The sequence below is a fragment of the Corynebacterium sp. genome, from assembly GCF_012837295.1.
Taxonomy (GTDB): domain Bacteria; phylum Actinomycetota; class Actinomycetes; order Mycobacteriales; family Mycobacteriaceae; genus Corynebacterium.
Genome location: NZ_DURI01000125.1, coordinates 1 through 5,514 on the forward strand (window position 1 = coordinate 1; position 5,514 = coordinate 5,514).

Consider the following 5,514-nt stretch of genomic DNA (forward strand, 5'->3'; position numbering starts at 1 on the left):
GCTTAACAGAGCCGATAGAAGACGAACAACGCGATGATCACGCCGAACGTGATCAGCAGTTCGCCAAGAGTTCCTGCGATGCGGGACACCATGCCCCGACTATGCCCCGCGAACGCAAAAATCCCTCAGCGGGCGCTCACGCGCGGGAGGCGTAGCCCGACAGGTAGTCGGCGTGGATCACCGGCTTCTGCATGCCATCCGGCAGCTCCGCGGTGGTGCGGCCGACCATGCGGGAGAGCTCCTCGGAGTCGTAGGCGACCTCGCCGCGGCCGACGATCTCGCCGTTCGGGCCGACGATGTCCACGATGTCGCCCGTCGAGAACTCACCGTCGATGCTGGTCAGGCCGACCGGCAGCAACGAGCGCCGGTGCTCGGTGACCGCCCGCACGGCACCGGCGTCCAGGCGCAGCACGCCCGTGGCGTCGGCGGCGTAGAGAACCCAGAACTGCCACGCGGACAGGCGGTCCTCCTTCGGCGCGAAGGCGGTGCCCACGTCGGCCTGGTCGAGGGCCGCGTCGATGTTCTCCGTTGACGTCAGCAGCACCGGCACCCCGCCGCGCGAGGCCAGGCGGGCCGCCGAGACCTTCGACGCCATGCCTCCGGTGCCCAGCTTGCCGCCGTCGCCGGCGATGACGCCCTTGAGGTCGTTGCCGCTCCACACCTCCGGCACGAAATTCGCGCCGGGTTCGGAGGGGTTGCGGTCGTAGAGGCCGTCGACGTCGGAAAGCAAAACGAGCGCATCACAGAACGCCAGGTGCGACACCAGCGCCGCCAGGCGGTCGTTGTCGCCGAAACGCATCTCCGACGTGGCCACCGTGTCATTCTCGTTGACGATCGGGATGGCGTGAAGCTGGCGCAGGCGGTCGATGGTGCGCTGGGCGTTGCGGGCGCGCGGGCGGTCGCCGGCGTCGGCCGACGTCAGCAGCACCTGCCCGGTGGTCCGGCCGAAACGGGCGAACGAGCGCGACCACTCCTGGGCCAGGCGCACCTGGCCGACGGCCGCGGCCGCCTGCTTGGTCGCCAGGTCGGTCGGGCGGGTCGACAGGCCCAGCGGGCCCATGCCCGAGGCCACGGCACCGGAGGACACCAGGATTAGGTCGCTGCCCTTGGACATGCGCTTTTCCAGCGCTTCGGCGATCTCGTCGATCTTGGCCGGGTCCGTGCGGCCATCGGGGCCGGTCAGCGAGGACGAACCGATCTTCACCACGATCCTCTTCGCATCGCGGATGCTGTCGCGGGTGGAGCTGGAGTAAGGCGGGTTCATGGGCCCTTTCGTTTCGTCGTGATCGGGGGCTTGCGGGTGGTGGTTGGTCGTTCGAGATCGGCGGCCGGCCGGCCGCGATCTACTGGTAGCGGTCGCGCGTGGCCTGCTCGCCGTCGCCGTAGTCGAACTCGTCGATGAGGCCGCGGCGGGCCTGCGAAGCGCGCTTGCGCTCGTCGGCGGAGACGCGGTCGGTGGTCTCCAGGCGCTGGTCGGTGCCGCGGCCGGAGGGGACGAAATCGTCGACGCCGGCGGCGGTCTGCGGGTGCCACTCGAAGGTGATGTCGCCGATGGTCACGGGGCAACCCGGCACCGCACCGGCCTTGGCCAGCGCGTCTTCCACGCCGAGCTTGGCCAGGCGGTCGCCGAGGAAGCCGACGGCCTCGTCGTTCTCGAAGTCCGTCTGCAGGATCCAGCGGCGCGGCTTGCGGCCGAGCACGATGAAACCGTCCGGATCCTCCGGATCGCGCTCGATCTCGAAGTCCTGGGTGCGGCCGCGGCGGCCCACGGCCTTCGGCACGATGACGGCCGGCTTCTCTTCCTTCTTCGCCGGGTTCTCCTTGCGGTACTTCGCCACGGCCTCGGACAGGCCGTAGGTCAGCTCCTTCAGGCCGTCGCGGGTGGCGGTGGAGATGCCGTAGATCGGCCAGCCGAACTCCTCGAGCTCCTCGCGCATGAACTCGGCCATCTCCTTGGCCTCCGGCACGTCGAGCTTGTTCAGCACGATCACGCGCGGGCGTTCGGCAAGGTCGCCCAGGCCCACGTCGCCGGCGAGCTCGGACTGGTAGTTGGCCAGCTCGTGCTCCAGCGCCTTGATGTCGTCGACGGGGTTGCGGTCGGACTCGTACGTCGCGCAGTCGACCACGTGCGCCAGGACGGCGCAGCGCTCGATGTGGCGCAGGAAGTCCAGGCCCAGGCCGCGGCCCTCGGAGGCGCCGGGGATCAGGCCCGGCACGTCGGCGATGGTGAAGGACTCGTGACCGACGTTGACCACGCCCAGGTTCGGCTGCAGCGTGGTGAACGGGTAGTCGCCGATCTTCGGCTTGGCCGCCGACAGCGCGGAGACCAGCGAGGACTTGCCCGCGGACGGGAAGCCGACCAGGCCGACGTCGGCCATCGACTTCAGCTCGAGGACCAGGTCCTTCTCCTCGCCCGGCTCGCCGAGAAGGGCGAAGCCGGGGGCCTTGCGGGCGCGCGACGCCAGCGCCGCGTTGCCCAGGCCGCCGTAACCGCCCTCGGCGGCGACGAAGCGGGTGCCCTTGCCGGTGAGGTCCGCGAGAACCTCGCCGTCGGTGGTCATGACGACCGTGCCCTCGGGCACCTCCAGCACCAGGTCCTGGCCGCGGGCGCCGTTGCGGTGATCGCCGGCGCCGGGGCGGCCCTTCTCGGCCTTGATGTGCGGGTGGAAGTGGAAGTCCATCAGCGTGTGCACCTGGGGCGACACTTCGAGCACGATGTCGCCGCCGTGCCCGCCGTTGCCGCCGTCGGGTCCGCCGAGGGGCTTGAACTTTTCGCGCAGGACGGAACTGCAGCCGTGGCCGCCGTCGCCCGCCTGCAGGTGCAGGACGACGCGATCGATGAACCGTGACATGGGGCCTCATTCCTCGGGGTGCTGGGGACGGGGGCCGGGTTGGGTCGGGCTCGTTTCCGGCTGTTTCCGGAGCCAACGCGTCGCCGATTCCGGGCACGCGAAAGCCGGGTCCGACTGATCGGACCCCCGCATAGCCCTCGATTGTCGCACAATCCCACGCCCAACCCGAATGATCCGGGGTGGATCGTGAGAAGTTCAGCGTCCCCCGTGACCTGCGATGCAGATCACTTCGGCGTCGCAAGTACCCCGTCTACCTTGCTTTACGACGCCGACGTGACCGCCTTCCGCCCCGGGAACATCACCCGGCCTTGATCCCCTTGACGTCGACCACCTCTTTCGGATCCTCCCCGGTGCCGTCGCCGAGCTGTCCCGAGAAGTTGCTTCCGACGGCCTTGATGGTGCCGTCGGAGGTCACCATGAGCAGGTGCGCCGCACCCGCCGCGATCTCCACGACGTCCGCCGCACCCTCCACCGGCCGCGGGACGTGCCACTGGTCGGTACCCACCATCGTGGCCACGCCGCGGCCCCACTCGACCACGGTGCCGTCGTCAAGCAAAGCGACCATGCCGGACTCGCCCGCCAGGGCCGTGGCCCCGGTGACCCCCTCGACCTTCATGGGGACGGCCACGAACTCGGCCGTGTCACCGGCGACCGGCTGCCCCGATTCGCCCTTTCCGTTTTCGCCCCAGCACCAGACGTCGCCGGTGCCCTCCTCGATGATGCAGGCCTGGGAACCGAGCCACGACGCGGAATGGATGGCCGACGCGGCCGGCAGACCCTCGATCTTCATCGGCGGGAACACCTTGTCCTCGGTCGCACCCGGAATGCCGCCGTCGCCGGCCTCGCCCCAGGCCCACACCGCCCCGTCCGCGTCGAGGGCGTAGACGGTCGACCCGACCGGCGCGAGCTCGACGATGTCGGGGAGGCCGTCGATGGCGACGACCTCGCCCACCTCGAACTGCCGGTCCTGCGGCCCGAGGTGGCTGAAGTAGTTGTTGCCCTGGCACGACACCTTCCCGTCGCGGAGGCCGCAGGACGTGAAGTAGCCGGGCCGGAATTCGTCGGCGGTGAAGCCCTCGATGAGCACCGGCGTCGCCGATTTCGCCCCGTTCCAGTAGCTCAGGGAGTCACCCCAACAATGGGGCGTGCCGTCGGAGTCCACGGCACAGGCGTTGCCCGCGTTGGCGTAGATGGACGTGATGCCGGACAGCCCCTCGATCTTCGTGGGTTCGAGGAAATCCGTGTCCGTCTCCTCGACGCCCAGATGCAGGTAGCCGTTGTCGCCCCAGCAGTAGACCTCGCCCCCGGACACCGCGCAGGAAGCGAAATTGCCCGCGGCGATGTGGCTCGGTTCGTGGTCGCCGCCCGTGAACAGCTTGAAGGCGCCGAACGCCACCGCGGCGACGAGGACCAGCGCCGCGAGCACCGCCCCGCCGATGATCAGGCCCTTCTTCGAACCCGACTTGGCCCCGGTCGGAGGGATCGTCGACGACGATGACGCACCCGGCGCTGCTTGCCGCGGGGGCTGCTGCAGTTGCGGGGATTGCTGCGGTTGCGGCTGCCAATCCCGTGGTCCGGGCTGGTTCGGCGGTTGCCAGGGCTGCTGTTGGTTCCCCCAACCCTGCGGCCCGGGATGGTTCGGCTGGTTCGGTTGGTTGGGCTGGTTGGGCGGGTACGGGCCCCGTGGATCGTTCATCGTCTCCATCTCCCTGCTGGCGGAGCGCACTCGGGGGCTCCGGTGATGGCCCGCCGTCGGCGAAGGGATCCGACCAATGGGCCGCTTATCACCAACCCTAGATCTCCGCAGGTCACGATATATTTTTCAGCCCCTTGCCGGTTAGCCCGGATGGGTACGCGTGGGTGGCGGGAAGCGTTCGAACATCGGAATCCGGGGGCCGTGCTTTAGTGGGGGCATGCCGCAAAGCCGCAATGCCGCACAGTCAGAGCCGATGCACCCCGACGATTCCGCTCACGCGCCCGCAACTCGCGAAGAGGCCGACGAGCTGTTGCAGGGCCTGGCGGGGCCGGGGACGTCGCTGCGCGATGACCAGTGGCGGGCCATCGACGGCTTGGTCAACCGGCGCGAGCGGATGCTGGTGGTGCAGCGCACCGGCTGGGGCAAGTCGGCGGTGTACTTCATCGCCGCGAAGCTGCTGCGGCGTCGCGGGCGCGGGGCCAGCGTGATCATCTCCCCGCTGTTGGCGCTGATGCGCAACCAGGTCGCGGCGGCGCGGCGGGCGGGCATCGAGGCCGAGACGGTCAACAGCGCAAATATGACGGAGTGGGGCGACATCCAGCGGCGCGTGGCCGCCGGGCAGGTCGACGTGCTGCTGGTCTCTCCGGAGCGGCTGAACAATCCGCAGTTCCGCGACGACGTCCTGCCGTCGCTGGCGCGGGCGGCGGGCATGGTCGTGGTGGATGAGGCGCATTGCATTTCCGACTGGGGCCACGATTTCCGCCCCGATTACCGGCGCATCCGCGATCTGCTCGCGGGGTTGGGCACGGGGGTTCCGGTGCTGGCGACGACGGCGACGGCGAACGACCGCGTCGTCGAGGACGTGCGGTCGCAGCTCGGTGACGGCACCGGCGTGCTGCGGGGCGGCCTGGATCGGGAGTCGCTGCGGCTCAATGTGGTGCGGCTGCGCGATACGACGAAGCGGCC

At 69.7% G+C, this 5,514-nt stretch carries 4 protein-coding genes; 1 reads left to right on the forward strand and 3 read right to left on the reverse strand.

From position 1 onward, the window contains the following. Nucleotides 1-136 precede the first annotated feature (136 nt). The 3 genes from proB to GX015_RS04220 form a co-directional block, all read right to left on the reverse strand. Nucleotides 137-1,264 (reverse strand): glutamate 5-kinase, encoded by a 1,128-nt coding sequence (gene proB / locus GX015_RS04210; RefSeq protein WP_291343028.1) that lies wholly within the window; start codon nucleotides 1,262-1,264, stop codon nucleotides 137-139. Nucleotides 1,265-1,343: 79 nt separating this feature from the next. Continuing rightward, complete coding sequence (gene obgE / locus GX015_RS04215; protein WP_291343029.1) at nucleotides 1,344-2,852, reverse strand: GTPase ObgE; 1,509 nt, start codon at nucleotides 2,850-2,852, stop codon at nucleotides 1,344-1,346. A 298-nt stretch (nucleotides 2,853-3,150) separates the two neighbouring features. Beyond that, entirely contained in the window at nucleotides 3,151-4,548 is a 1,398-nt protein-coding gene (locus GX015_RS04220; RefSeq protein ID WP_291343031.1) for a hypothetical protein, read from the reverse strand. Nucleotides 4,549-4,801: 253 nt separating this feature from the next. On the opposite strand from GX015_RS04220, the gene GX015_RS04225 reads away from it, so the two are divergent. Beyond that, the coding region (locus tag GX015_RS04225; RefSeq protein WP_291343032.1) for a DEAD/DEAH box helicase at nucleotides 4,802-5,514 on the forward strand (713 nt) is incomplete at its 3' end.